At 37.4% G+C, this 25,418-nt stretch carries 24 protein-coding genes and 1 riboswitch; of the genes, 8 read left to right on the top strand and 16 right to left on the bottom strand.

Annotated elements, in window-relative coordinates:
• Nucleotides 1-54: 54 nt before the first annotated feature.
• Nucleotides 55-2,841 carry an EAL domain-containing protein gene (locus AC2INI_RS13870; RefSeq protein ID WP_486306121.1) on the bottom strand — a complete coding sequence of 929 codons (2,787 nt, stop codon included), beginning with the start codon at nucleotides 2,839-2,841 and terminating at the stop codon, nucleotides 55-57.
• A gap of 274 nt (nucleotides 2,842-3,115) precedes the next feature.
• Here AC2INI_RS13870 and AC2INI_RS13875 point away from each other — a divergent pair, with 274 nt between their 5' ends.
• Nucleotides 3,116-3,922, top strand: coding sequence for a GGDEF domain-containing protein (locus AC2INI_RS13875; protein WP_486306122.1), 807 nt, complete (start codon nucleotides 3,116-3,118; stop codon nucleotides 3,920-3,922).
• Nucleotides 3,923-3,935: 13 nt separating this feature from the next.
• On the opposite strand, the gene thiE is transcribed toward AC2INI_RS13875, so the two are convergent.
• The 12 genes from thiE to pspA form a co-directional block, all read right to left on the bottom strand.
• Complete coding sequence (gene thiE / locus AC2INI_RS13880; protein ID WP_486306123.1) at nucleotides 3,936-4,565, bottom strand: thiamine phosphate synthase; 630 nt, start codon at nucleotides 4,563-4,565, stop codon at nucleotides 3,936-3,938.
• 9 nt (nucleotides 4,566-4,574) lie between these two features.
• Complete coding sequence (gene thiM, locus AC2INI_RS13885; protein WP_486306124.1) at nucleotides 4,575-5,378, bottom strand: hydroxyethylthiazole kinase; 804 nt, start codon at nucleotides 5,376-5,378, stop codon at nucleotides 4,575-4,577.
• 54 nt (nucleotides 5,379-5,432) lie between these two features.
• Nucleotides 5,433-6,095 carry a thiaminase II gene (gene tenA, locus AC2INI_RS13890; protein ID WP_122032028.1) on the bottom strand — a complete coding sequence of 221 codons (663 nt, stop codon included), beginning with the start codon at nucleotides 6,093-6,095 and terminating at the stop codon, nucleotides 5,433-5,435.
• A gap of 33 nt (nucleotides 6,096-6,128) precedes the next feature.
• Nucleotides 6,129-7,076, bottom strand: a complete 948-nt coding sequence (locus AC2INI_RS13895) for an ABC transporter substrate-binding protein (RefSeq protein WP_122032029.1) — start codon at nucleotides 7,074-7,076, stop codon at nucleotides 6,129-6,131.
• Between the two features lie 27 nt (nucleotides 7,077-7,103).
• The gene (locus tag AC2INI_RS13900) at nucleotides 7,104-7,859 is read right to left on the bottom strand and encodes an ABC transporter permease (protein WP_255312093.1); all 756 of its coding nucleotides are present in this window, start codon (nucleotides 7,857-7,859) and stop codon (nucleotides 7,104-7,106) included.
• A 55-nt stretch (nucleotides 7,860-7,914) separates the two neighbouring features.
• On the bottom strand, nucleotides 7,915-8,682 hold the full coding sequence (locus AC2INI_RS13905) for an ABC transporter ATP-binding protein (protein WP_486306125.1): 768 nt from the start codon (nucleotides 8,680-8,682) through the stop codon (nucleotides 7,915-7,917).
• 5 nt (nucleotides 8,683-8,687) lie between these two features.
• On the bottom strand, nucleotides 8,688-9,542 hold the full coding sequence (gene thiD, locus AC2INI_RS13910; protein WP_486306126.1) for a bifunctional hydroxymethylpyrimidine kinase/phosphomethylpyrimidine kinase: 855 nt from the start codon (nucleotides 9,540-9,542) through the stop codon (nucleotides 8,688-8,690).
• Nucleotides 9,543-9,641: 99 nt separating this feature from the next.
• Nucleotides 9,642-9,739, bottom strand: a riboswitch (TPP riboswitch).
• Nucleotides 9,740-9,802: 63 nt separating this feature from the next.
• Nucleotides 9,803-10,840: a YcjF family protein gene (locus AC2INI_RS13915; protein WP_486306127.1), complete on the bottom strand. Its 1,038-nt coding sequence runs from the start codon at nucleotides 10,838-10,840 to the stop codon at nucleotides 9,803-9,805.
• Complete coding sequence (locus AC2INI_RS13920; protein ID WP_486306128.1) at nucleotides 10,837-12,234, bottom strand: YcjX family GTP-binding protein; 1,398 nt, start codon at nucleotides 12,232-12,234, stop codon at nucleotides 10,837-10,839. Before AC2INI_RS13920 ends, AC2INI_RS13915 begins: the two co-directional genes overlap by 4 nt.
• A gap of 127 nt (nucleotides 12,235-12,361) precedes the next feature.
• Nucleotides 12,362-12,748, bottom strand: coding sequence for an envelope stress response membrane protein PspC (gene pspC / locus AC2INI_RS13925; protein ID WP_017021854.1), 387 nt, complete (start codon nucleotides 12,746-12,748; stop codon nucleotides 12,362-12,364).
• Nucleotides 12,748-12,972, bottom strand: coding sequence for an envelope stress response membrane protein PspB (gene pspB, locus AC2INI_RS13930; protein WP_122032034.1), 225 nt, complete (start codon nucleotides 12,970-12,972; stop codon nucleotides 12,748-12,750). The genes pspC and pspB overlap by 1 nt, the downstream gene beginning before the upstream one ends.
• 33 nt (nucleotides 12,973-13,005) lie before the next feature.
• Nucleotides 13,006-13,671 (bottom strand): phage shock protein PspA, encoded by a 666-nt coding sequence (gene pspA / locus AC2INI_RS13935; RefSeq protein WP_486306129.1) that lies wholly within the window; start codon nucleotides 13,669-13,671, stop codon nucleotides 13,006-13,008.
• 196 nt (nucleotides 13,672-13,867) lie between these two features.
• Between pspA and pspF the strand changes: the two genes are divergently transcribed.
• The 7 genes from pspF (at nucleotide 13,868) to AC2INI_RS13970 (ending at nucleotide 21,383) form a co-directional block, all read left to right on the top strand.
• Complete coding sequence (gene pspF, locus AC2INI_RS13940; protein WP_122032035.1) at nucleotides 13,868-14,884, top strand: phage shock protein operon transcriptional activator; 1,017 nt, start codon at nucleotides 13,868-13,870, stop codon at nucleotides 14,882-14,884.
• Between the two features lie 85 nt (nucleotides 14,885-14,969).
• Nucleotides 14,970-16,595 carry an ABC transporter substrate-binding protein SapA gene (gene sapA / locus AC2INI_RS13945; RefSeq protein ID WP_486306130.1) on the top strand — a complete coding sequence of 542 codons (1,626 nt, stop codon included), beginning with the start codon at nucleotides 14,970-14,972 and terminating at the stop codon, nucleotides 16,593-16,595.
• The gene (locus AC2INI_RS13950) at nucleotides 16,595-17,557 is read left to right on the top strand and encodes an ABC transporter permease (RefSeq protein ID WP_486306131.1); all 963 of its coding nucleotides are present in this window, start codon (nucleotides 16,595-16,597) and stop codon (nucleotides 17,555-17,557) included. The genes sapA and AC2INI_RS13950 overlap by 1 nt, the downstream gene beginning before the upstream one ends.
• Nucleotides 17,544-18,431, top strand: coding sequence for a putrescine export ABC transporter permease SapC (sapC, locus tag AC2INI_RS13955; protein ID WP_122032038.1), 888 nt, complete (start codon nucleotides 17,544-17,546; stop codon nucleotides 18,429-18,431). Before AC2INI_RS13950 ends, sapC begins: the two co-directional genes overlap by 14 nt.
• Complete coding sequence (locus AC2INI_RS13960) at nucleotides 18,431-19,444, top strand: peptide ABC transporter ATP-binding protein (RefSeq protein WP_122032039.1); 1,014 nt, start codon at nucleotides 18,431-18,433, stop codon at nucleotides 19,442-19,444. The genes sapC and AC2INI_RS13960 overlap by 1 nt, the downstream gene beginning before the upstream one ends.
• Nucleotides 19,428-20,252: a peptide ABC transporter ATP-binding protein gene (locus AC2INI_RS13965; RefSeq protein WP_122032040.1), complete on the top strand. Its 825-nt coding sequence runs from the start codon at nucleotides 19,428-19,430 to the stop codon at nucleotides 20,250-20,252. The genes AC2INI_RS13960 and AC2INI_RS13965 overlap by 17 nt, the downstream gene beginning before the upstream one ends.
• A 9-nt stretch (nucleotides 20,253-20,261) precedes the next feature.
• Nucleotides 20,262-21,383 (top strand): winged helix-turn-helix domain-containing protein, encoded by a 1,122-nt coding sequence (locus AC2INI_RS13970; RefSeq protein WP_486306132.1) that lies wholly within the window; start codon nucleotides 20,262-20,264, stop codon nucleotides 21,381-21,383.
• Between the two features lie 12 nt (nucleotides 21,384-21,395).
• Here AC2INI_RS13970 and AC2INI_RS13975 read toward each other — a convergent pair whose 3' ends face one another.
• The 3 genes from AC2INI_RS13975 to AC2INI_RS13985 all read right to left on the bottom strand — a co-directional run bounded on the left by AC2INI_RS13975 (nucleotide 21,396) and on the right by AC2INI_RS13985 (nucleotide 24,971).
• Nucleotides 21,396-21,554 (bottom strand): hypothetical protein, encoded by a 159-nt coding sequence (locus AC2INI_RS13975; RefSeq protein ID WP_162922409.1) that lies wholly within the window; start codon nucleotides 21,552-21,554, stop codon nucleotides 21,396-21,398.
• 21 nt (nucleotides 21,555-21,575) lie between these two features.
• Nucleotides 21,576-23,546: a methyl-accepting chemotaxis protein gene (locus AC2INI_RS13980; protein ID WP_486306133.1), complete on the bottom strand. Its 1,971-nt coding sequence runs from the start codon at nucleotides 23,544-23,546 to the stop codon at nucleotides 21,576-21,578.
• A gap of 720 nt (nucleotides 23,547-24,266) precedes the next feature.
• The gene (locus AC2INI_RS13985; protein WP_486306134.1) at nucleotides 24,267-24,971 is read right to left on the bottom strand and encodes a hypothetical protein; all 705 of its coding nucleotides are present in this window, start codon (nucleotides 24,969-24,971) and stop codon (nucleotides 24,267-24,269) included.
• Nucleotides 24,972-25,418: the final 447 nt, after the last annotated feature.

The following is a 25,418-nucleotide window of genomic DNA, read 5'->3' on the forward strand; positions in this document are numbered from 1 at the left end:
ATAATGATGACTCACTATTGGGGGTTACTTTAAGTTGCTGATTACAATTTCCCATTACATAAATTTAGGTTCAAATTCCATTTCTACTTTAGACTCTGCGTGGGTCTGGATAAATTTTTCAAACTCTTTAACAGGTAATGGCTTACTGAACAAATACCCTTGACTATATTCACAACCTTTATCCATTAAAAAGGCAAGATGATCATCCGTTTCTATTCCTTCAGCTACGACAGATAAATCCATCCCATGCGCAATAGAAATAATCGCATTAATCAAGACCTCGTCACGGGCAATACCAATACGATTTACAAACGAACGATCTATTTTTAAACGATTTAGGGGCAATTTTGATAGATAGCTTAAACTTGAATATCCCGTACCAAAATCATCTAAGGCAATGGAAACTCCTAATGCTTTAATAGCACTTATCCTTTCAAGTATTTCATTACCGCTATCCAATAATGCACTTTCCGTCACTTCAACAATGAGGTGCTTTGGATCAACATTGTATGTCATTAATGCATTGCAGACTTTGTAAATAATATCTGCATCGTTTAACTGTAAAGCGGACATGTTAACCGACACTTTTGAGATAGCTAGCTCACTCTCTTGCCAAAATGCAATTTGACGGACGGACTCTGTTAATACCCAATGACCTAACTGATGAATAAAACCAGTTTCTTCTGCTAATGGAATAAACTTATCTGGTGAGATAAGGCCTTTTTCAGGATGGTTCCAACGAATAAGCGCTTCTGCAGCATCAAATTCTGATGTTCTATGATTCAAAATAGGCTGATAAAAAAGCTCAAACTCATTATTGATCAAAGCTTCCTTTAGCTCATGTTCTAAATCAAACCTAAAGCGCTCTTGCTCTTCCATCTTGGCACTATAAATAAACGTATCCGAATATTGATGTCTCTTGGCATAATGTAAGGCAATTCCAGCTTGACGCAATACTTCCTCAGAACTTAATAGTTCATTGGAGGATGTCGCTACGCCACAGTGAATATAACTGACATGATTCACCTCTCCAAGAAGGACTGGCTCACAGAAAATAGCTCGCAATGTGTCCATACGAGAATGAAGTTGCAATTCATTCGAAAATGGCAATAGGTAAACAAATTCATTACCACTTAAACGAGCAAAAAATTCCCCCTCTCTGACTTGTTTTTCGAGATGCTTCACAAGTGTTTTTAATAAATAGTCACCTAATTTATGGCCATAATGATCATTAACAAACTTAAACCCTTTAATGTCGATATGAAGTAAAGAGAAAGGAGATTTATGCTGAATTTTTTTATCTAGATTACGAATAAATGCAAATCGGTTAGGTGCTCCGGTTAGTGTATCAAAATGAGCTTGATCTTCTATTTCTTGCTGATATTCAACTTGCTTAGTGATATTTTCAACTAACCCTAGAATGCCTATCAAATTATCACAATCATAAATTGCTGACAGCTTCCATTTTAAAATAACGACTTCGCCTACTTGATTTCTGAACGAGCTTTCACAGTGCGCTTGCTCCGTATGGCCAGTTCTCATTATCTCTAATTCTTTTTTCATATTAGAAAAATAGTCACCAACAATCCCTTTTTTTTCAGTAATATCAGTCCCAATAAGAGACTCTGCATCTATTGAAAAAATCGTATGACACATTTTAGACCAACGGCTAATTTTAAGGTTTGGCTCCCACTCGACTACTCCATAAGTCGAGTTATCTAGTAAATTATTAATCCTGGTATACGCTCGGTTTAATCGCTGCTCTTTACTTACCAACTCTTTCTCTGTCATTTCTTGCTCTTTAAGAACAAATTCAAAGTGCTGAGAAAGTAGCGTTAACTCATTAGTCTTTGTCGTATATCGTCCTTGTTTTCTTTCAACATATTTCCGAGTACTACCTAATAGCTGCTGAATAGGAGTTAAAACACTCTTATTCAAACCGAACAAAAGCGCCATGATAAAAAGAATACTGCTAATCAAAAAAAGAACAATATTACGTAAAAATGTATACATTAAGCCTTCATAAACGTGCTCGACTGGCAATGCTACAATCATGGCTATGTCATGATTAAATTTTTGAGGCAACAGATTAATACTTAATACAATACGTCGAATACCATCAATTGCAGTAAGTTCTATTATTTGATCTTCAACGATAACGCCATCAATAAATACATCATTTAAATCAGTGTACGTGTCCTGTGAAATATTATTCGATTGAGAAAAAGTAACAAACGTATTTTTGTCATGAACAAATACCATTGAACCATCAGGAAGACCAAGTTCAGAAATTTCCTCTCTCCAACGATCAATACCTATCACAGCAACTACCGCTGCAATAGTTTGATTATTTTGATTTAAAACGGGATAGGCAAAATTCATTGAAATTTTTTTCATTACCTTGTCTGTCTGGAAAGCACTAATCGCTAAACGCCGCTCAGTGATCGCTTCTTGAAAATAGGTGCGATCAGCTACATTTACTTTTTGACTGAGCGGTAATGCATTACATAATAAATTTCCATTTGCAGATGGTGCGCCAATATTAATAAGGTTTGCATTTAGTTTTAATGTGTTGAAGAGAAGCTGATTACATTCTTTACTTGAAGGGTCTTGAAGTTCACTAAAATAACTTAGTTCTTTTAACATCAATTCAATTTCACCGATAGTTTCAATATGCTCGCTAGCAAGGGCATTCACCGTGCTTCTTACTTCATCTTGAACTAACTGCTTTTCGGTTCGATACTCATACCAAATATTAAGAGCGATAATGATCGTAGCAGGAAGTAAAGCGAGTGTTAGATTAAATAACACTCGACTTGTTAATGAGGAAATGACATGCATACTTAAACCTTAAAAATATCTGACAACAAATTATACCATATATGGTTCTTATTATTCTATTTATCAATACAGTTATTCTCTTTATATATAGAGAAAATATGAACCAACTAACACTTTATTAAATGCCCTTGGTTCTATGAAATCTACTTTCAGATTTGATTTTAAATAAGACTGCACATCACTATAGGAGAATCATTCTCTTTTTGTATTTATTTTTCAATAAAAATTAAGTATGTTATATCTAACAACACTACATAAGCTATGGTTACTCATTATGCTAGATAAAAAAATGCCTTTCATCGTTGTTGCAATTCTATCTGTATGCCTCATTATCTGCGTACTTTTTTACAATGAGATTGGATTTGAATCTTCTGCAGACCTTGGTTTTGAAGTCTTAACATTCATCCTATTAACTTATATTTATTTAACCACTTACCACTCATTTAAATCATATTCATTTCTTGTTATTGGTTCTTGGCTTCTGTTATTTAATAAAAGTTATGACTTATTAACCGAATTCCCCCAGATTGAATTTCATACAGACCAATATGAAGTCATTGATACACTTTTTGATGATGGGTCCTTATTCGCCGGATTCTTATTCATTGCTGTTGGTATTACTCATATGATGCAAGTACTGTCAAAACAGAATATGAGAGATGAACTCACTAATTTATATAACAGAAGAAAATTCTCTGAAATAAAATTAGATACATTTGATCTTATTTATTTTGACCTAAATGATCTAAAAAAGATCAATGATTTAAAAGGCCACCAAGTAGGTGACCTGATGATTATTCGCTTTGCCCAAGTTCTTAGAACTGCGTGTATTAATCAAGAAATGGCTTTTCGAATAGGGGGAGATGAGTTTGTAGCATTAACTCATGAAAGTCGCTCTAGTTCTTTTATTGAACATATGTATCAACAGCTCGGAAATGAACAAATTACTTTTGCCTATGGCATTGAAACCGCCACTAAAGAGACCCTAGACCAAGCACTTATACGTTCAGATAAAAGTATGTATGATATGAAACAGACACAAAAAAAGAGCACCAAAAGTGCTCCAAATTTACATGGTTAACATCGTTGTTAGATTACTGAATTTCAGTACCCATTAATATTAGCAATTCTTGACTTGCCTGCTTAGGGGATACAGCATGACAAATTGCTGAAACCAACGCGATACCATCAACACCTGTATCTACAACCTCTCGAATATTCGACTCATTAATTCCACCAATCGCAACAAGTGGGAGCCTACTTTTTTTAACGGCATTAGTTAAACCGTCAATGCCCCACTCTTTAATAATATTAGTCTTCGTTGGCGTAGAAAATATCGCACTGATACCAAGGTAATCAACAGGCAGATCTTGCGCCTCACGCAACTGCGTTTCATTTTCGACAGATAAACCTAAAATCATATCAGGGCCAATCAATCGACGAGCAAGTTGTGCTGGCATATCGGATTGACCTAAATGAACCCCATCCGCTTGCACCGCCAATGCCACATCAACACGATCATTAATGATCAATGGCACTCCACTGTTTTTTAATACTTCTTTTAACGCCAATGAGCGTTCAATAAAAGCACGTACATCACCATGTTTTTCACGGATCTGCACCATGGTTACACCGCCTTTTATTGCCTCTGCAACAACATGGCACAATATATCAATGTCTTGTTGATCATCTGTCACTAAATACAGTTTATAAGGATTATTCATACTTATTGCCTATGTATTAACCGTTAATTTCAAGCGATTTATCAGTGTCTCTTCATCCAACTGATAAAGCGTATCTAATAGGTTCATTTGCAAACTACCAGGACCTGCTGAGTTCTCAGCTGCGATCTCACCTGCAACGCCTAAAACAGCCGTCGCAGCAACCCCTGAATACTCACCTATTGCGGCAAAAGCCCCAGTTAATGCTGTATGTGTGCAACCCATTCCCGTAACAAAAGGCATCATCGCATGGCCATTATCCAATTGATATTGCGCATCTTTCGTAACTACGTAATCAGTTTCACCCGAAATAACGACGTTGCATTGATATTGCTGCGCGACATAACAAGCTGCACCTAATGCAGAATCACTGCTGTCTAATGCATCTACGCCTTTGCTCTGTGCATTTTCACCTGCTAATGCGATGATCTCAGAGGCGTTTCCACGAATAATCAATGTATTCGCCGCTTCTGCGATTTGACGCGCGGTTTGGGTACGAAGTTGACTTGCACCACATCCCACCGGATCAAGCACCACCACTTTATTATTAAGGTTTGCTTGCTCTACCGCGAAATGCATTCTTGGTGTCCATACGCTATCCAACGTACCAATATTAATGACTAACGCACCAGAGAAACTCATCATCTCTGCCATTTCTTGCTGGCTGTGCGCCATGATTGGTGACGCACCTAACGCCAATAAAGCATTCGCGGTGTTGTTCATCACAACATAGTTGGTAATGTTCACAACTAATGGTTTTTTCTCGCGTAATACCACCAATGCTTCAATAATTTTTTGCGTATTCATGATTGTCATTGTTCTTCCTTAATTCGTTCGCTTATTCATTAATTGAGTACTAATCATCAACAATTAGGCTTCATCTAATCCTTGTTGCCAAAACGCCACTTCCATTCGAGTCGCCGTTTTAAAAATATGACACAAACGCTGCCCACGCTGACTATCAAGGTCGATATCAGCAAGCAATTCATCTAGCTGTGTAATACTTTTTTGCACGCCAGATTGAAACTCTTCGCCACCATACATCTTGATCCAATTCGCATACGGATTGCCTTCTAGCCTAGTTGACTCTCTTGCTAGTAATTGCGTACCAATCACCCCATAACCAATAGAACACGGCGCTAATGCTGCGTATAAATCAATGACATCACCAGACATACCGGTATCTAATACAAATCGAGTGTAGGCTACCGTGCCAAAGGCTTCTGGCTCTGCTTCCATCTCTACTTCTGACACGCCCCACTCACCACAATAAGTCACATGGTGTGCAATTTCTGAACTCAATAATGCTTGTACACTCGGTAACGCCATTCGCATTTCCGCTAACGTTCTCGCTTTATAAATCGCTAAGGCATACGCTCTGGTGTACTGTTTTAAAAACAGAAAATCTTGCTTTAAATAATGTAGAAATGACGAATGCGCTAGCTCTCCAAGTGCTAATTGTTGAACGAAGCTGTGCTCGGTGTATTCGGTCCACTCATTTTGACACGCTTGAATTAAGTCTTGATGATTCATACTGATTCTCTAAAAATAAACAGGAAAAATGGATTACAACACCGGCACAAAATCTTGGGCTTTAGGTTGTGTTTTTATGATCTTATGCTCGAACATAAACTCAGAGAAGCGATTGTAGCGTTCTAAATCAACCGCTGATGGGCGTAAGGCAAAACGCGTTAACGTGTCATTCCATGCGCGTTTATTTAATTCATTGTTTAAGGTATCTGGCGCGTAAGAAACAAAGGTTTTCCACGATTCATCAGGGTGATTCACAATAAATTGTGTCGCTTTTTCGATAGCGTGATTAAATTTCTTTAGCGCATCGGCATCGTATGTTTTGGCATTCGCAACAAAAACAAGCTCATCATACGAGGGCACACCGTGCTCCTCTGGAAAAAATGATTTCGCTTTGTAACCTTCTAATGCTAATTGATTGGTTTCAAAATTACGTAATCCTCCCCAAATAGCATCCACTTTTCCTGAAGCTAATGAAGACGATAATGCCCAGCCTACATTGATGATTTTAACCTCAGAGAAATCAACCCCTTCTGTATTCAACATAGTGCCAATCGTGGCGTCTTCATTACCCGCAATTGCAATACCAATCTTCTTGCCTTTCAAATCAGCTAAAGAATTTATCTTGCCGTTATCCAGTACCATTAAGGTGTTTAATGGCGTGGCAATAAGAGTAGCTGAACGAATTAACGGTAAGCCTGCCGCTACATCAATCGTTAAACTGGTTTGGTAAGAAATGGCTAAATCAATGTTATTTGCCGCCACTAATTTTGCCGGCATACTTGGATCTGCAGGTTCTTGAACCGTCACATTTAGGCCTTCTTCTTTGAAATAGCCTTTTTGCTGTGCGATAACCACTGGCCCATGGTTCGGATTTACAAACCAATCCAACATTAATGTCATCGCTTTGTCTTCCGCGCTTGCCATCATGGAGTAGCTTGAAATAAGCAGAGCCACCGCCCCTTTAATTACTCTATTTTTCATTATTCAATGAGTCCTTTTATTATGAATTTATTTATCGTGTTGCCACGGTATGAGTTTTTGAATCAATACATCCGCAAGAAAATACAAACTGACGGATAGCGCCGCGAGAATAAATAACGCAGCAAACATTTCATCTATCATCATTCGAGCATTCGCTTGCAGCATCAAATAGCCGAGGCCTTCGCTTGAGCCTACCCATTCACCAACGACAGCACCAATAGGCGCGACAACAACAGCAACACGAATACCAGATGCTAAGGCAGGTAAAGCCGCAGGTAAGCGAACGTATTTTAATAATTGCCATTTTGATGCACCCATCGTGTGGGCTAAATCAAGGTAACCACTTGGGGTATTTCGCAGCCCGTCATAACAACAGGTAGTCACAGGGAAAAAGATAATTAATGCCGCCATCACTACTTTTGATGCGATGCCATAACCCAACCACAACATCAAAATAGGTGCGATAGCAAAAACAGGGATCGCTTGGCTCGCAATTAAAATTGGTAATAACCAACGTCGAAGTGGATCAAACAACAGCATTTGAAGCGCAAATAACAACCCCATAGAAAGACCCAAGCCAAGACCAAGTAAGATCTCTTGAGCCGTTATCCATGAATGAGCAAGTAGCACATCGTATCGCTGTATTAATTTAGTAAAGACAGCCAATGGACTCGGTAAAATGAAGCTTGGTAAAGCAAAAACGATTACGATGAATTGCCATAATCCCAGAATAACCACCGCACTGATTAAGATTCTTATTAAGGATTTCACGTTTTGTAGCATTGGTTTTTGCGTTACCTTTCCTATCGTTGCTGATGTCGAATTTATAAGGAATGATTTAGACATAATCGACCTCTAACGTATCAATTATCTGTTGTTGAAGTACCGCCAACTCTGCATCAATCTTGCGAGGTATCGACGTACTTGGAACGGGTAAGGAGACCGCTGAAGCAGGCTGTCCTTGCATGATATAAACCGCATCACTGAGTCTTAACGCTTCTTGTGGATCATGCGTGATCAATAAAACGGTTTTATCTGCTAGCACTTGAGCAGCAAGATCTTGCAGGCGATAACGAGTTACTGCATCTAACGCAGAAAAAGGTTCATCCATTAATACCATTGGTTTGTCTTGCATTAATGTCCGAGCTAACGCAACACGCTGGCGCATCCCACCCGATAATTGCGACGGCATCGCAAACTCATGCCCTTTTAGTCCAACTAACTCTAAAAGTTCATGCGCTCTGTGTTTATCCGAGTTCGGTTTCGTTGAATTAAAGCGAGAGTTCGTTGCAAACTTGTCGGCAAAGCAGACGTTATCTATTACGTTTAACCACGGCATCAATAAATCTTGTTGCGCCATGTACGCGATATTGCCCTCTAATGCGTCTACGCCATCAATCGAAACATCCCCTGACCACATGACTTTATCGGTCAATAATCCTGCGAGATAACGCAAAATAGAGGTTTTACCACAACCACTCTTTCCTAATATGGCGGTCCATTTTCCTTTAGGGATCGTCATATTTAGATTGAAAATAATAGGCTTTTCGCTGTCTGTATATTGTAAGGCCCCATTAGAAATGGCGGCACCAATGCGATGATTCATCCCCATTACTCTGGAGTATGTAAAGCAAAGAAGTGATTCACAGGCCCATGTCCCTGACCTATATTCAGTTCATCCGCATGAATAATCGCTTGAGTAATATAATGCTTACCTAGTGTTACTGCCGCCTGTAACTCATGACCTTGCGCTAAATACGAAGCAATCGCTGACGATAACGTACAGCCCGTGCCGTGTGTATTGCGAGTTTCAATTCGGGGTGTCGATAAACGCTCTATGGAATCAGATAAAATCAGTAAATCAGTACTGTTCTCATCTTTTTCTAAATGCCCACCTTTTAGCAATACTGACTTAGCACCTAATTGACGAAGTTCATCAATCATTGCCGTCATTTCAGCTTCACTTTCGGGTACTTTAGCGTTAATAAGTGCCGCCGCTTCAGGGAGGTTTGGCGTGATCACATCGGCAAGAGGAAGCAGTTCGGATTTAAGGCTTTCAATAGCAGAAGATTGCAGAAGAAGATCACCGCTGGTCGCGACCATAACAGGGTCAACCACAAGATAGCGAGGAGAGTATTGTTTTATTTTTTTCGCAACAGAACAGATGATATCAGAATCACTTAGCATGCCGACTTTAACGGCGATAACATTCAAATCAGAGAAAACAGCATCAAGTTGCTGCTCAACAAATTCACTGCTGATTGGATAAATGCCCGTCACGCCTTGCGTATTTTGAGCCGTTAATGCGGTAATAACAGAACACGCATAACTGCCGGTTGCAGAAATCGCTTTAATGTCGGCTTGGATCCCTGCGCCGCCGCCACTGTCAGAGCCAGCAATAGTTAATACAATCGGTGTTGTTGCAGATAATGTCGATAAAAGTGCGGTAGTGTGTAACGAAGGCATACTTATTTTCCCTAACTAACGGTCAGGAAAAACAGTCACATGAGATAAAGATACCGAGTAGGTGCTATCTCATTAAAGAAATCGATCAGAGAGATCGTTTCAAGAAGACCATTAGTTCCCTACGTCAGTACTAACTGAATCAGGTTCAACGGGTTCGCTATTGCGATCTCAGCCTATTGGCTCCCCGACTAATGGCGTCATACTATCACTAATCGATTTGTAAATAGTATGCTTTTTTATGAGAATGATAACTGTATTAGTTAATTCTTATCTTGAGAACTCAATTTGGATGCTAATTGAGCAACTATCGTTTTACGCATATCAGAAAGCTTTGGTGCTTCACCCACTTGCCATGGTAATGGACGCATTAAATTCATGGTTCTTAATCCAAAACGTGCCGTTAATAAACCAATACCTAAACCCTGTGCTGCTCTGGTTGATAATTTACCAGCAAGGCCAGTAGATAGCATATCAACACCAACATCCGTCACCATTTCAGTTGCTCCTGCAAACGCCATATTTTGCAAAACCATTTTGAACAAACGTAAGCGGCCCCAATAGCCAAGCTCTACCCCATAAACTTGAGAGACTTGTTCGATTAATCGAATATTACGCCACGCTACTAATAACATATCCACCACAGCTAATGGACTTAATGCCACCATCAATGCTGATTCACCTGCGTGTTTACTAATTAATGCTTTTGCTCGTTTATCTTGCTCTGAAACCACCATGCTGTCATACATTTCAAATACTTCAGCGTTATTATGATGCGATTCGATACTATTCTTCCAGCGCGTATATTCTGCCGTATTCGCCGTTGCTCCTTTCTTAGCTAATGCTTCACAGAACGGTTTTGCCTGACCAATACCATTGCCTTCAACCAATTCAGTTACTTGATGTTGAATTTCAGCTCGGTTTTTAAGTTTACGCAATGTCCATAATTCACGACCAATAGCAGTAACCCCCATGATTGCTGCAAGGCTAATTAACCCAGCCCAGCCTAATGACAGAAAATCAGCCGATTGGATTGCAGTAATGACATGATCAACACTTTGCCACACCGTTAAACCAAGGAAACCACCAATCAGAGTTTTAATACTCCAATGGGTTTTCTTTTTGATTAATGGCGTTTCAATATCCACACCATCAAGTTCCTCTTCTTCGATAGCTTGAGGAACAAATTTAACACTCTCTTCAAATAGCTTTTGAGTTTGCAGGTTATCAAGGGTTTCTGTATCTTGCTCCAGTTCTTGAGACGAGGCTTGAAAGATACGCTGTTTTTTTAACTCACTCATACTAATTTATCTCCTAGCAAGAACTGCATCGCCTTATCCATTCGGATGTGTTGCAGTGGCTTGTCATTCTCATTGTGCAACGGTTGAAAACTCATAAAGTTAAACGGTTCTGTTTCCCAATAGGCTTTACTTGGTATACGTTTTGGCACTTCGCCCGGAAACATCATTAATGGCTGCTGCTCAGAGCTTACTCCTGAAATAGCAGAAAATAGCTCACCATTTTCATCAATCATTCCCGCCGTAGTCGCTTGAATAGACGCAATACTCATGCACTCCATCTTGATGCCTTCATACGCCGTTTCTTGCCATGTTTGGTGGATCATTTGTTGTAACAAGGACACCATATTTGGATGCTGTTCTGGTGTCACATGATCAGCCTTGGTTGCCGCAAACAACACCTTATCAATTTTTGGTGAAAACAGACGTTTAAGCATTGAGCTTTTGCCATATTGAAAACTGTGCATCAACTGATCAACCGCTTGGCGCATATCGTTAAACGATTGCTCACCAGCATTTAATGGCTGTAAACAATCGACCAGTACGATTTGACGATCAAAGTGTCTAAAGTGTTCGTTATAAAACTTCTTCACCACATGTTGTTGATAATGTTTATAGCGTTTTTTTAATGCCGAAATATTTGAGTCTTTACTCGCTTTTGCTAACTCTTCTTCTGTGTATTTATGCAGAAACATAAATGGGAAAAATTGCAATACCGGCGCACCTGCTAGCTCTTCAGGTAATACAAAACGACCCGGCTGAACCCAATGTAATCCCTGAGAATCCTTACAATCATGAAGATATTGTGTAAATAGCTCAGAAATATGAGCTATTTGCTTTTCATCAACAGGCGCCAAGGGATCGAGTTTCTTCGCTTCTTTTAACCAAGCTTCAGACAGCATTTTACGATGACCAGTAAGGTTCGATTGCTGCTGTTTAGACCACGCTAAATAATCCATATCCAAAAGCGGTAAATCCAATAGCCACTCGCCAGGATAATCAACAATATCAACGTATAAAGTCGCGTTGTCTTGTAGGTGTTTTAACAAACCTGATTTTGGTTTGAATTTTATGGCTAAACGTAACTCACTCACATCGCGAGTAGGCTCTGGCCATGTCGGGGGCTCAGAAAGTAGCGAATCCATTCCTTCGTCATAAGTAAAACTAGGAATAGAAAGATTTGATTGCGGTACGCGTTTCGCACCAATCATTCGCCCTTCACGGGTCACAGATAATAAATGTAACTTATCACTTGAAGCGGCATGTAAGCATTGATTAATCAAAGAGGTAATAAATGCCGTCTTACCTGCACGCGATAGCCCTGTAACCGCCAACTTGACGTGGCGATCCATACTACGGCTCACTAATTTATTCATTTCTTTGGTTAATCTACTCATTTTACTTCTCGCTTTGTGTTTTATACCAATCTAAATAAGTATTATTACTGACTACAAACAACAAATGGAGTGTACAGAACTGAATCTGAACACCCCATGAACAAAGTATTAATTAATGGTTACCTAGTTAAAGATTACGAAACTCACGACGAACTTTATATTCAGAAGAGGTTACGTATCCTTCCATTCTACGAATTTTTTCTTCCATTCTCGCCATGTCTTTATCAACACGCTTAATCACTTCTGATGGCGATTGCCCTGCTTGCCACGGCTTGCTTTTTACCGTGTGCTCACGCTTCTCTTCTGTTCGATAGTACATTTCAACCGGTGCTTTATCTAAAAACAGCATGGCTGCAAAGTACGCCAACATAACTAAAAAACCTGCGCTAAACAATGCCGCGGATACCACCAAAATACGCACTATCCAAGGTTCAATACCAAAGTACTGAGCGATACCTGCGCAGACACCACCAATCTTTCCATTTCGAGTATCTCTATACAGTTCTTTTGACATTAGCGCTCCCTCCAACTCGGGGATTCTGCATCCAGAATTTTCTCTAATGTTTCAACACGACGTTGCATTTTATCCGCACGTTCTGTCATTGTTTTCAATAACTGTGTATCTTCATGTGACAGACCTTGTGCTGTTTTACTTTTGCTTCGGTAATGTAAAAATAGCCATAACGGGGCAACAAAAATAAAAAATATAACCAATGGGAAAGCAAAAAAGCCGCTCATTGTTTTCTCCTTAGTAATTTATGTTCAGTCAGATTATGCGTCTTTCTTCATTTGTTCTTTTAGACGCTCTAATTCTTTTTCAATTTCATCTTGCGCTTGCAGCTCTGCAAATTCTTGTTCTAATGAGTTTGCTTTACCCATTGAGTAAGTGTCTGCCTTTGCATCCAACTCATCAATACGACGCTCATATTGTTCAAACTTTGCCATTGTACGTTCTGTTTTTCCTGAATGTGTATGGGCTTTAATATCATTACGATGCTGCGCCGTTTGTTGACGAATAACAAGCGCTTGTTGACGTGCACGTGTTTCTGTCAGTTTAGTCTCTAACTCAGTTAATTCTGTGGTTAACTTCTCAATGCACTCTTCAACAAGAATAAATTCTGTTTTTAAACTTGATAGTACATCTTGAACTTTCTGCTTTTCTATCAGAGCTGAGCGCGCTAAATCTTCGCGTTGTTTAATCAAAGCTAAACTTGCTTTTTCTTGCCAATCGGTGACTTGTGCTTCAATGGAACCAATTTTACGTGTCAGTTCTTTTTTATCTGCGATTGCTTTTGCTGATGCAGTACGAACTTCAACTAGTGTGTCTTCCATCTCTTGAATGATCAAACGGATCATCTTTTCTGGATTTTCCGCTTTATCCAATAAAGAAGTTACATTGGCATTAACGATGTCTGCAAAGCGTGAAAAAATACCCATAATTTATTCCTCTCAATTAATATCAATCTAGATAACTATTTATTTTAAAATCTACAATGACTATTACACAATGCATGCCAAGTTTTCACTTATTAAGAATCAATGACTTACACAAAATCGACGACTTGATAATTTTAAGTTATGATTAAAATGACCACTATTTAGTTATATTGACCAAAAAATTAGAGGGTAATGTATGAGAAAAGACAGTTTAATTGGCGAATCAGATGCGTTTTTATCTACGTTAGATCATGCTTCACAATTGGCGATGATTGATCGACCTATTCTTATCCTAGGTGAGCGCGGAACTGGTAAAGAACTTATAGCTCAACGCCTACACTTTCTGTCAAAACGATGGGATGAGCCACTCGTGAGTTTAAACTGCGCTGCATTAAGTTCAGGTACGTTAGATTCTGAGCTTTTTGGTCACGATGCCGGTTCATTTACAGGAGCAAAACAGCGTCATCACGGTCGATTTGAGCGCGCTGATGGTGGTTCTCTATTTTTAGATGAACTTGGTACTGCGCCTTTAACCGTTCAAGAAAAACTGCTTCGTGTGATTGAGTATGGTGAATATGAACGCGTTGGTGGTTCTCAAACCTTAAAGGCAGATGTTCGCTTAATTTGTGCGACCAACCAAAATCCGCAAGATTTAGTAGCAGAAAAAAGATTCAGATCGGATTTACTCGATAGATTATCTTTTGATGTCATTCACCTGCCTCCATTACGATATCGCGAGCAAGACGTGCTATTACTTGCTGAGCATTTTGCGATAAAAATGTGCCAAGAAATGAATTTGCGATATTTTGCTGGATTTTCATATTATGCAAAACAACAAATATTAGATCATGATTGGCCAGGTAACGTGCGTGAATTAAGAAACTGCATCGAGCGTGCTGTATTTAAACATAACCATGAAGAAGCACAAATCGACTCTATACAACTGAATCCTTTTATCTCTCCTTGGAATGACTCTCAGTTAACCTCATCTTCTTCAGCTATACTCAATAATCAAGAGAAACAAGAACAAACTACCTCATTACCATTGAATTTAAAACAGTTTCAAATTGAACAAGAAAAAGATCTACTCGAACAGGCGCTATTAAAAACACATCACCATCAACGTAAGGCCGCTGAAGAATTAGGCATTACTTACCATCAATTTCGTGGATTATTGAAAAAGCATCAACTCTTGACCACAATCAAGGGATAATCTTAGATATTTAAGTGCAGAACCAGTCACTTGGGTATAAAATGACAGGTTCATTAATTAACATTGATAAAAAGCTGCGGTCATTATGAAAATTATTGCGCGCATACTCATGGCGGCTACAGGGCTATTTAGCCTGGTTGGTTGCTATGATGCGGGGATTAAACAAACAATTCATGAAACAGGATTCGTTTACTGTGAGTCAGGAAATTTGGATACTTTTAATCCACAAATTTCTGATGAAAACAGTATTCTTGAAGCCATTAGCGCTCAGATTTATGATCGCTTGCTTATTATTGATCCAATAACACAGAAACCATCTTCTAATTTGGCAAGTGATTGGCAGATTGATGAAACGGGTACGGTTTATACCTTCACTTTACAGCCCAATGTGGCGTTTCATACTACTGACTTATTTACGCCAACACGCTTTCTTAACGCGAATGATGTTGTCTTTAGTTTTAACCGTATTTTAAATCCTGACAACTCATTCCATAATGTCAATTCAGGGCACTACTCATGGTTTGATAGTATCAATTTTTCTCACATGGTTACTGAAGTTAAAGCCATCAATACACATCAAGTTCAGTTTATCCTTTCTTCAGCGGATAATACCTTTTTATCTTCTTTAGCAACCTCTTATGCCGTCATTCACTCAGAAGAATATGCTCAACAACTCGCAGCCTCTGATGAGAAAAACCTGATTGATTTCCTCCCTGTCGGTACTGGTCCTTTTAAGTTATCTCAATTTCAAAAAAATGAGATGGTTCGCTTAAAACGACATGATGATTATTGGCAAGGTAAAGCTAAGATGTCACAAGTTGTCTTTGATATATCTAGCCGAGGTACCGGTTCATTAGCAAAACTGCTACGTCAAGAGTGTGATGTGGTGGTAAACCCGATATCGAGTCAGCTGCCTATTATTATCAAAAATGATGAACTGACGTTGTATTCACAAACAGCGACCAATGTGGCCTTTATTGCTATCAACACGCAAAACCCATTATTACAAGATCAGCGTGTTCGTAAGGCGCTCAATTTTGCTATTGACCGTTCAAGCTTAATTAACTCGGTCTACTATAATTCAGGTATTGAGGCGAAATCGATCTTACCTCCTGCTTCTTGGGCTTATGGTAATGACAGCTCTTTTATTCGCTATAACTTAAATTATGCAAAAGGCTTATTACGCGAAGCTGGGATCAAAGAGAATATTGAACTCACTATGTGGGTACCTCTTGATAATAATTCTTATAATCCAAGCCCTAAAAAATCAGCAGAAATCATTCAAAGCGATTTTGCGAAAATCGGAATTGAACTCAAGATCATTACAAGTGATCTTTTAAGTCGCAATGAACTAGCAGAAAACAATATCGATTTAGTATTAACCGGCTGGAACGCGAATAGTTCAGACCCAGACACCATGTTAAGACCATTACTTTCTTGTAATGCAAAACAAGCGGGATTTGGCCTTGCAAACTGGTGTAATGAGGAATTTGATTTCTTACTTAATTTAGCTAAAGAGACCAATCAACCACGCTATCGTATTAATTTATATCGTCAAATTCAAAATCTATTGAGTGAAGAGATGCCTATCATACCACTCGCACATGGTGTGAAATATCAAGCGAATCAATCATCACTAAGCGGGTTTACGTTAAGCCCATTTAATACGTACCCATTTCATCGTGTTGTTAGAGTTAAGGAGGAGAAATAATGTGGATTTATACTATTCGACGATTTAATTTATTCATTATTACGCTATTAATTCTGACATTAATTGGGTTTAATATTTTACGTCTTGACGAAACATCGGCTTGGGCGCAAACCTCTTTCTTTTCTGGATGGATGACCTATTTAGGCCAATTAGCCAACGGTAATTTAGGGGTTAACCAGTATGGAGTGAACATGTTGGATGAAATTCTTCGTGTTTTCCCAGCCACCATCGAGCTGTGCTTCTTTGCTTTTTTTATCGCATTAATCATTGGGACACCTGTGGGTACCATTGCAGGTATGCGTCAGGGGAAACCTACAGATACGTTTATTTCATCCATTGCTCTACTTGGCTACTCTATGCCTCTATTTTGGATTGCCTTAATCGTACTGATGTTTTTTAGTCTAAAACTAGGGATTACCCCTGTTTCTGGTCGTCATAGCTTGCTATATGAATTTGATGCAAAAACTGGTTTTGCATTCATTGATGTATTGGCTTCTAAATCACCTTATCGTGCTGAAATGCTTGAAAATATTATCCAACATCTGATTCTACCAACCTTGGTACTATCAATTGCACCGATGACCGAAGTGATCCGTTTAATGCGTTCTTCCGTTTCAACAGTGATTACTCAAAACTACATTAAAGTCGCCCATACTAAGGGCTTGTCTAAATTTGAAATCATGGTTAAACACATTATTCGTAACGCATTACCACCAATTATTCCTAAATTAGGTATTCAGCTATCTGGTTTATTTACTGCTGCAATTTTAACTGAGTCCATTTTTAACTGGCCAGGAGTTGGTCGTTGGTTATTAGATGCCATCATCAATCAAGATTTTGTTGCTGTTCAAGCTGGGGTAATTACTGTTGCTTCATTTATTTTACTCGCTAATATTTTATCGGATTTATTGGGCGCTTCAGTAAACCCATTAGTAAGGAAAGAGTTCTATGCTCTCAAATAGTGTTTATCAAGAAGAACATATTCCTACTCAAATGGAACGATTTTGGTTGAGTTTTCGCTCCAACTCTTTAGCTATGTTCGGATTCTGGTGTTTATTACTGATCATTATTATCACTGTCACCTCTCCTTGGCTGAGCCCATATGATCCACAATGGCAATCTGATAATTTACTGATGCCACCATCATGGAGCTCTGAGGGTGATGTCGCTTTTTTCTTAGGTACAGATGATCTAGGCCGCGATATTCTTTCTCGCTTGCTAATGGGGTCACAATTAACTTTTGGCTATGCCATGCTTGTCGCCCTATTGTCCGGCTTTGTCGGGTGTATTATCGGTATTTTTGCAGGTATGACTAAAGGCTTGATATCCAGTATATTAAATCACTTATTAGATACCATCTTATCTATCCCATCTCTTCTTCTTGCTATTATTTTCGTGGCTTTTTTAGGCTTTGGCGAATTTAATATTCTATTAGCTATCTGGTTAGCGCTTATTCCACGCTTCATCCGTGCTGTATACACCGCAGTACATAATGAGATGGAGAAAGATTATATCCTTGCCGCTCGTTTAGATGGCGCAAATGACTTCTATTTATTATGGAACTCAGTTCTACCGAATATTTTAAGTATTATTGTTGCGGAGATGACATTAGCCATTTCTGTCGCGATTTTAGACATTACTGCATTAGGCTTTCTTGGATTAGGAGCACAAGCCCCTAGCCCTGAGTGGGGTGCAATTTTAGGTGACTCTATTGAGTTAATTTATATCGCCCCATGGACAGTAACGTTACCGGGTATCGTTATTACTTTTACCGTTATCATCATTAACCTTGTGGGTGATGGGATCCAGCGCGCGTTAAATGCGGGGACAGAATAATGCCATTATTAGACATTCGTCATTTAACTATCGAGCTTGAAACTCCGCAAGGAATGGTAAAGGCCGTAGACCGTATGAGTTTAACCCTGAATGAAGGAGAGATCCGTGGCCTTGTGGGTGAATCTGGTTCAGGTAAATCTCTTGTAGCTAAAGCTATCTTAGGGATAACAAAAGACAATTGGAAGATCAGCGCTGATAGAATGCGACTGGGTAATATCGACCTATTAGCCCTTTCTCCAAAAGAGCGAAGACGAGTTATTGGCCGTGAAATGGCGATGATATTTCAAGAGCCATCTACCTGTCTTGATCCCTCTGAGCAAGTAGGTAATCAATTAAAAGAAGCCATCCCATCAAAATATTTTACCGGTAACTGGTGGCAACGTTGGAATTGGCGAACTAAAGGCGCAATTGCACTGCTTCATAAAGTGGGTATTAAAGATCATAAACGGATTATGAAATGCTATCCGTATGAGCTTACTGATGGTGAATGCCAAAAGGTAATGATTGCGATGGCGATTGCCAATAAACCCCGTATTTTGATTGCTGATGAACCAACCGATGAATTGGACGCCGTGACACAGTCACAAATATTCCGTTTATTAAGCCGTATGAATCAGGTTAATAACACCACGATTCTTTTGATCAGTCATGACTTAATTACCTTAACCCAATGGGTTGATAGAATAACCGTAATGTATTGTGGCCAATCGGTTGAATCTGCTTGCCGTAAAGATATTTTGGAAGCGCCTAAGCATCCTTATACCAATGCACTTCTACGAGCGATGCCTGATTTTGGCAAAGACGGGATCCCTCATAAAGCGAAATTAGAATCTCTACCAGGGACGATTCCGCCATTACAACATTTACCGATCGGCTGTCGTTTAGGGCCTCGTTGTCCTTATGCTCAACGTAAATGTGTTCAAGTACCTGAAGGTAGAAAAGTGAAAGATCATAAATTTAGTTGTCACTTCCCATTAAATTTTGAGGAGAAGAAAAATGACTGCGCTTCTTGAAGTAACGGATCTTAAAAAAGATTATGTCTTTCGTACAGGGCTGTTTCGTAAACAGGTTAAAGAGGCTGTAAAGCCCGTTAGTTTTTCTTTAGAAGCAGGCCAAACGATAGGTTTTATCGGCGCTAATGGCTCGGGAAAATCAACCTTAGCAAGAATGCTAGCAGGCGTAGTTGAACCCACCTCTGGTATCATTAAAGTGAATGGCGAGGTTCTTGATTACAAAGATTTTAAAACGCGCTGTAAGCTTATTCGTATGATCTTTCAAGATCCAAACTCCTCCTTGAATCCACGAATTCAGATTGGCCGTATCTTAGAAGGTCCATTAAAACGTAATACAAGCATGCCGCCAGAAGCGAGAGAGCGTCGAGTTAAAGATACTCTGCAACGTGTCGGCTTATTACCTGAACACGCTTACTTCTATCCACAAATGCTGGCAACAGGTCAGAAGCAGCGTGTCTGTTTGGCTCGTGCTTTGATATTACAACCATCGATTATCGTCGCAGATGAAGCATTGAATGGTTTGGATATGGCGATGCGTTCTCAGATCATTAACTTGTTCTTAGAACTTCAGCAAGAGATGGCCATTTCGTTTATTTATGTGTCACAGCATATCGGAGTAGTAAAACATATTACCGATAAAGTTATGGTTATGCATGAAGGTGAAGTGGTAGAAAAAGGCCCAACTCAGGAAGTCTTTGCTAATCCACAGCACTCTATCACCCAACGTTTGCTAGCCAGTCACTTTGATGCTCCAACACATGATAGAAAACAACGTATTAGTGCTGCAACGCCTAAAATTGAGTGTTAATTAACACCTATGAATAAAAAAGAAATAATAGAAACAACAAATATGACCATTGATTATGAGAGTTTAACTGTGCTCATAAAAGCAAATGGTGATGAAATTAAGCTTAGTCTTAACGAAGCTAATCTATTATTTCTGCTTTATAGCAACCCAAATAAGATCTATACCAAAGATGATGTTTATCAGGAGTGTTGGCAAGACACTTCTGTTTCAAACAGTGTTGTTACTCAAACGATTTCACTACTGAGGAAGAAGTTTCTCAAATACAATATTGTCGTCATAGATACCATCAAACAAAAAGGGTATAAATCAGGTGATCGTTTAAAAACGGTAACTCAAAAATCACGCTACTACTTATTACTTCCTCTCTTCTTTTTGTCTTTCGCTGCCCTTTTTATTATCTATAACAAAAAAGAAAACCGTGGTCCGATAGAGCAAAGCCTCATCTCTCTTCAGCCGAATGTTTATATGCTTTCAACCTCTGAACACATTGACTTAAACAGCATTGAACTTAATCCTGATTATCTTTATTTCTTCAACAAAGAAAAAAAACATCTTTCAATATCAATTTGCTTCGTTGTTGACGATATATGTAATAACTCTTTTAATAAATTCATACTGCTAGATAGTAAAAACAAAAATCACACCAATATTCTTAATGATGTTATTAACGTAAAAATAGACAAGAGGAAAAGATTAATAAATAATTCAGATACTTACGGGTTCTTTAATCTACAAAGTAATATAAGTGTGTCGTCAATAAAAGAAGAAGCCTATCAAGCCCAGGTCTCTTATAGCTTTTACTTTCAAGAAATTGCTCATGAGAAGTACAATGTGAATAGATCAATTTATATTAGTGAATCTGGTTACCATGGGAACTATACGAACTACAGCGATGTAACAGTAAATTTTGATAAATCATCTTTAATCGCCGAGTTCGTTAACTCAGATGGTCAGAACAACCTTATACAAAATGGATACATTCAAGAAACTGAAAAGTTAAAAATATTTCCTTTACGCTTTAAAAAGTTAAAAAAATATAATTATATGCACTTCTATATTATAGATGATACTTATAGCCTCGCTTACAATGAAAATGAAGGGGTTTCATTTATCGTAAACGAGAACTATTAATAATTCACACTATTATAAAATAGAACTTCTTATCGATTGATTAAGCTCATCTGTTATTTTTATATTTTTCATGCTAAAAACTTCATTGATAAACTCTTTCTCTTTAGTTGTTAACCCCTTGCTACATAATGAGTCTTTCCCTTTACTCTCGACTGTTTCTTTACGACTCATAAATACCTCTAATATTTCAGATTATAATGAAAAGAATTTTAATTGCTTCTCTTGAGATACAGAAAGCTCAGATAAAGCATCTGCGTTAGAACTAATATTATTCATTTCATTAATATTATCGTTGATACTTTCTGTCATTAAATTAATACTTTCGCTAATAGACATAATAGCTTGATTTTGTTCATTTGCTGCTGTTGCTACTTCGGTATTTGAACGAGTAATTTCTTCTATTTCAACTGATATATCAACTAGTTGACTGTTTGTTTTATTTGTCATTTCTTGTGTTTCATTAATAATATCGATTGATTTAGAAACAGATTCAACCACATCATTAGACGTATTTTGTAAGCGGTCAATAACTTCTTGAATCGTTAATGTAGATTGCTGTGTTTTTGCAGCCAACATCCTTACTTCATCGGCAACAACCGCAAAGCCTCTACCACTCTCTCCTGCTCTTGCAGCTTCAATCGCAGCATTAAGTGCCAGTAGATTAGTTTGATCTGAAATAGAATCAATAACGGTGATCACTTCACTTATCTGTTCTGATTGTATTTTCAATGATTCAACTTCTTTCGCTGTCAATCCCATTTGAGATACTAGCTCTTGGCTTAATTGGCTACTGATAGAAGCTGTTTCTGCACCAGAACGGCTTAAATTAAGTACTTCTTTTGCTCTTTCATCCGCATTCATCGCAACATGATCAACTTGAGTCGCTGCCGCTGATAATTCAGTAATTGCCGCAGCAACAAGATCAATCTGACACTTTTCTTCTAATACGTTTTTTTCGTTCACGCTCATTAACACATTTAAACTTGATGATGATGAAGATACTTCTGATGCCACACCTCTCAATACATCGACGACTTTATGTAAATGAGTAACCGTTTTATCCGTATTTTGGCATAGCTCAGCGATTTCATTACTACCGGTTAAAGAATTAAGATTATTTAATTCACCTTGAGAAAGCGACTCAATTTGGTTTCTCAAGATTTTAATTGGATTTACAATCGTCTTAATCGTTATCCAAGTAATTAAGATTGTCAGTAAAGTAAAACAAATCATCGACATTATTATCAATTTTTTACTCGAAAACATTAATTCAATGCTGTCTTTCGATAAATTACTACTGATTGTATTAATGCGAGACACTTGTGATTTTATGACTAAATTAATATCACTCTCAAGCTTATAGAGTTCATTTGTATTTTTATCTAAGTTTGCTCTTAATTTTGAGAAAAGGTTATATATTGTATATAAATTATCAATCCTTTCTTTAATTATATTTTTAGACTCACTTACATTCAGCTTTAATAAATTAGTATTAAACCTCTCAAACTCTTTCTGGATTATATCATCATCCCCTTCAGAACTATTAAAATTGTAGAGAGCACTCAGCTTCATTTGAAGAACCTCCGAAGAAGAATATAAAGCCTCCTCTATTTCTAACCATTCATGTTGATAGTTAATAGAACTAGAGTCTTGCTTTTCTTTACTCAACAATTCAATTGAATCACTTAAATAAGGTAATTTACCCCAAGATATTTGCATTTCTTCTGAAATTTTTTGATTATCTTTAATAATAAAAGCAATACGCTCTAATAACTCAGAAATGTGATTTAGGTCAGTAATTAGTTGCTGTGTTGTATGTTTTTCATTCTTAATCTGTTCATGTTCAGCTGCTATATCTTTAAAGTCTCGATGAATACTTTTTATTTTATTAAAAACAGATTGGTCAATTTCTTTTAATGTTTCTGGATTAGATAATGAACGATTTACTTCACTAAATATCTCGAGGATTTTCATTTCACCACTAGATAAGTAAGTCATTTCCTTTAGACGTACATTCAATACTTCAGAGTTATTTACTGACTGATTCATTGCAGAAGCAATAATCATCATAGATGCAATCATTACAATAATGGCAAATAAAGGGGGAAAAACGATTTGAAATCTTAAAGGGATATTTAATAAAAAACGATTAATACTACTCATAAACTACTTTGTAACCTGCTCATTAGAAATGGCGTTGAAGTATATGAACCCATATTATTAATTTCAAATGGCAAAAAATACAATAATAAAAATTACTACATATTTTTCAGTATGTTAAATCACTATATCCTTGGATATTTTAGATCTTTTTATAAAAAAAGAGCACTCCTTATATTGGAATGCTCACTATCTAATTTCAAGCGATATAAACGCTTTAATTAGAAACCAAAATTGCGCGACTGCTTAACCCATTCTCCAAAGTCAGCAATAACATTTGCGATGGCTCTTCATTTAATGCTTCACCCGTCCAAAAGTCACGCCACATTGAAGACTGATCAGCAACCATGTACGAAATTAAACAGCTAACTATGTAATTTCCATAGAATACTACGATTCAAGATACAAGCAACAATAACAGGCGCAGGACGAGAGTCTGGAAGGGGTTAATACATTAAAAATACCAAGCCAGTTATCATTGATACTGACTTGGTATACTCAACTACTCTACTTATACTTTGAAGAATTGTAGCTGTTCTCTTTGATTTTCAAAAAGCTCAGATAAGTGTTGGCTAGCCAGATCACTTTGATGCTCCAACGCATGATAGAAAACAACGCATTAGTGCTGCAACGCCTAAAATTGAGTGTTAGAGCATAGATTAAATATGAAAAACAACCGGTTATCTAAACCGGGTGTTGATAAAAATACAAGCCTATATTTTCTTAGAAGTTCATACCTAAAGATAACTCTACATTCTTAGTAGATAAATCAGGGGCGTTTTGCGAGGTCGCACCTATCCCATAGTCATAATAATTATAAGCTAAATTGATATCTATTAATTGGTTAGTCCAACCAATCTTATTCTCCAATTCTAGGATATCCTGTTCAGATACATCATAGTTAAAGTCAACTCGATAATAAAATTCATTAATATAAGTCATATAACCTAATGTTAAAAATGTATGCTGGAATTCATAAGAATCAGAAATACTAGATTCTGTAAGATCAAATTCATATATTGTGCTCTTTATACCAATATTTCCGGTTCCTGTTGAGCCAGTATGAACATAATTACCAGTAAAACTAAGTTTTGAATAATCAAGCTTATTCATATAATCATAATCTTGATTTACTATATTTAAACTTGAACCAATAACAAAATTATTAATGACAATTTTACCAAAAATAGTCCCGTCATTGTCAAATGGCTCTGCCGGAGTATTATAAGTTAAACCAATTAAGCCAACACCTAAATTAACTTGACCAGTAAACCCTAAGCGTGAGTCAATGCCATCATTCTTTTTAGTATGTAAAGAAATATTTGACGACACATTCCTTATATCTTTTACATGATACATATCATTTTTTGCTAAAGAAGAAGATGACATAATAATGAGAGATAAAGTTAAAAACCTGTAATTTTTCATTGTACCCTTATTAAATAAAATAATTAAGCTAACTATTATAATTTAAAAAAACACAGATAAAAATATGTAGTAATATTAATTAAAAACGTTAACACATACACACTAATAATTAGTTAACATAATATACCAAAATATACTAAGATGTAAGTTTAATATATTACCCTATTTAGTTTTAAATATTTATTTTATATGTTACATAGTAATCCATTAAAAAACCAAGCACTCACATTAATAAAACATTACACATAATAAATGCATTTAAAATAAACTAACACTGATAGACTTGAAGATTCACCACTAATACATGACTAGGCACCATCAATAGGATGAATAATCATTTACATTAAAATCAATAACTTAAGCTGGAACACGACTTATAACAGAGAACAATTAGCCATTTCATTACGAATATGATAGATTAATCAATAAGTTGTATTTTTTACAAAA

The organism is Aliivibrio friggae (assembly GCF_057368515.1).